At 42.3% G+C, this 2513-nt stretch carries 2 protein-coding genes and 1 pseudogene; 2 read left to right on the top strand and 1 reads right to left on the bottom strand.

Annotated features, from left to right (window positions below):
• Positions 1-571 precede the first annotated feature (571 nt).
• Complete coding sequence (locus QQZ17_RS18120) at positions 572-1144, top strand: cytochrome b/b6 domain-containing protein (protein ID WP_001515348.1); 573 nt, start codon at positions 572-574, stop codon at positions 1142-1144.
• Positions 1145-1343: 199 nt separating this feature from the next.
• Entirely contained in the window at positions 1344-2267 is a 924-nt protein-coding gene (locus QQZ17_RS18115) for a cation diffusion facilitator family transporter (protein WP_000167917.1), read from the top strand.
• Between the two features lie 131 nt (positions 2268-2398).
• On the opposite strand, the pseudogene QQZ17_RS18110 reads toward QQZ17_RS18115, so the two are convergent.
• Positions 2399-2513 (bottom strand): annotated as a pseudogene (locus QQZ17_RS18110) (IS6 family transposase); the annotation flags it as partial.

The following is a 2513-nucleotide window of genomic DNA, read 5'->3' as shown; positions in this document are numbered from 1 at the left end:
ATCATTTACCGCTGCTGGAAGGCCAGAACCTGTTATGACGAAGCGAAATATTTGCTGGCTCTCGAAGCGAGACACTCGCCCTTACTGAAGCCATAAAAAGCTTGTCGAATGTCTCAGGGCGTGAAGCGGACATTGCAGACTGCCCAGTAGAAAAAGTGCTATCAGAATTATCTAAAGGAAGATCGTATTTACCATGTCTCATTCTAACTGTTTAATAAATTACAAAAATTAAAATTTCCATTTAATATCATCGCGTTAAGCAAGAGAATTAAACCTCTCATTTAATTTATGATTCTTATTTAATTCATGAGTTGGTGTAAAAATAGGTTGCCGCACTATAGAAAGACACATATTTAAACCCAGCAGGAAATCATATTTGAAAGTAATGTGTTTAAGGGGCTGCGTAACAAGAACAGCAAGTAAACACATAGTAATAACAGTTACCATTCCCATTTCGCAAGTGGCCATATCAGAGGTGAACTAATGCCTGCTGCAATTTTAAGAATTAAGGTTATCCTAATAATTCTTTTGTATGATTAAGATCATCGATAAATTTACTAAGGACTCATTAATGAAATTGCGACTCTGGAATCTATTACCCCATGATTACGCTCCTTTTTTTCGTATTCTTCACATCATTGTGGCATTTCTAATATTATCACAAATTATTAACTCTAATCTGACAGAGACCGAAGCAATTGGTGAACATAGTCTTGAAGGAGTTATAACCTGGATGCACATTATTTCAGGGTTAGGACTGATTATTTGTGGTTTTATTATGTTAAGTTGGATGCTTACTCAAAGAGGTTTTACTTATTATTTTTCATGGGTAGGGCTTGACTTTAGTGGTATTAAGCAAGATATAAAAACGTTGACTAGTTTCCGACTGCCCGATGCACATTCGGGAGGTATTGCCAGTACAATCCAAGGATTTGGAGTTCTAGCATTGCTAATTGTAGCACTTTCAGGTGGCCTATGGTTCTTGTTGAATACCATGCAGTCAAATCTGGCTGAAACAGTAATCCACTGGCATAAGTTCTTTACTACTTTCATTGAGGTCTATTTTTATGCACATGGTGCAATGGGAGTTTTGCATATTTTAATTGAAAAATATAAAAGCCGCTCAGTTAACCTAAGTGACTAATCTGTTGTGAGATAATATTACTTCAAGTTGAAGAAAACCCTAAAAATAAAATTTAGTTTACTAGAAGATGAAACAGCACTTGCAGAGACTTTTTAATTAAATTTAATAAAAACGAAAAAATATTCATGGCGAAATGATTGTTTAATTATCTATCATGGATAGAAATGTGAGTTAGTCGTCCTATTTTAGGAAGTTAATAATGACTAAAACAAAAGGGTTACCTCGTCCGCTGACGCACTACGCTTGGCTTTCCATTGCCACGGCTATTGCCACTATCGGACTCAAAGGTGTGGCGTGGAAAATGACCGGTTCGGTCGGTCTGCTATCTGATGCCATCGAATCCGTAGTTAACCTCGCAGGAGCCCTAATGGCGCTCTGGATGCTGACCTTGGCTGCGCTTCCGGCCGATGAGAACCATGCATATGGGCACGGCAAAGCCGAATATTTCTCGAGTGCTTTCGAAGGATTTCTGATCCTATTGGCGGCAGCCAGTATCGCCTATACCGCAGTTGAGCGGATGTTAACTCCACAGCCGCTTGAGGAGATTGGTCTCGGATTACTGGTTTCAACAGTCGCATCAATCCTTAATTTTGTGACGGCTCGCATTTTGTTAAGGGCTGGCAGGCAGCACAACTCTATCACTCTTGAGGCAGATGCTCATCACCTGCTGACCGATGTCTGGACGTCGGTCGGTGTCATTTTTGGTGTCGGACTGGTTTATCTGACCGGCTGGTTTTGGGTCGATCCGATCGTTGCATTGCTGGTCGCAGCCAACATCGTTTGGACTGGTTATCAGCTTATGAGTCGTTCAGCTGCAGGTCTGATGGACGTATCGCTACCCACGGAAGAACTCAAAAAAATCGAGTCACTGCTGGCAGGATATCGTGAACAGGGGCTTGATTTCCATGCACTACGTACACGCCAGGCTGGCGGGCGGGCGTTTATGACAATGCACATCCTAGTTCCTGGGCGATGGACTGTTCAATATGGGCACGACTGGGCCGAGCGTATAGAGAATGATATCCGCACCGCACTGCCTTTTATCCATATCACCACTCATGTGGAACCGTTGGAAGATCCCGCGTCAATGAACGACCAAACGCTCGACATTTCTGATCACTAAACTAACCACATGTCGCTGGTCGGGCAGGGTAACAAACCTCGCTCTACAAAAATTTCAGGTATTCTCTATAATTCTGAGGGGCACTGTTGCAAAGTTAGCGATGAGGCAGCCTTTTGTCTTATTCAAAGGCCTTACATTTCAAAAACTCTGCTTACCAGGCGCATTTCGCCCAGGGGATCACCATAATAAAATGCTGAGGCCTGGCCTTTGCGTAGTGCACGCATCACCTCAATACCTTTGATGGTG

The organism is Citrobacter sp. T1.2D-1, from assembly GCF_950098555.1.
Lineage (GTDB): Bacteria > Pseudomonadota > Gammaproteobacteria > Enterobacterales > Enterobacteriaceae > Citrobacter_A > Citrobacter_A telavivensis.
Note: the sequence above shows the minus strand (reverse complement) of the source record. Positions and strands in the feature narration are given on the sequence as shown.

What these genes read in the sequence shown, in the direction of transcription:
- QQZ17_RS18120 (WP_001515348.1), top strand. Translation starts at nt 572, where the DNA reads ATGAAATTGCGACTCTGGAATCTATTACCCCATGATTACGCTCCTTTT.
- QQZ17_RS18115 (WP_000167917.1), top strand. Translation starts at nt 1,344, where the DNA reads ATGACTAAAACAAAAGGGTTACCTCGTCCGCTGACGCACTACGCTTGG.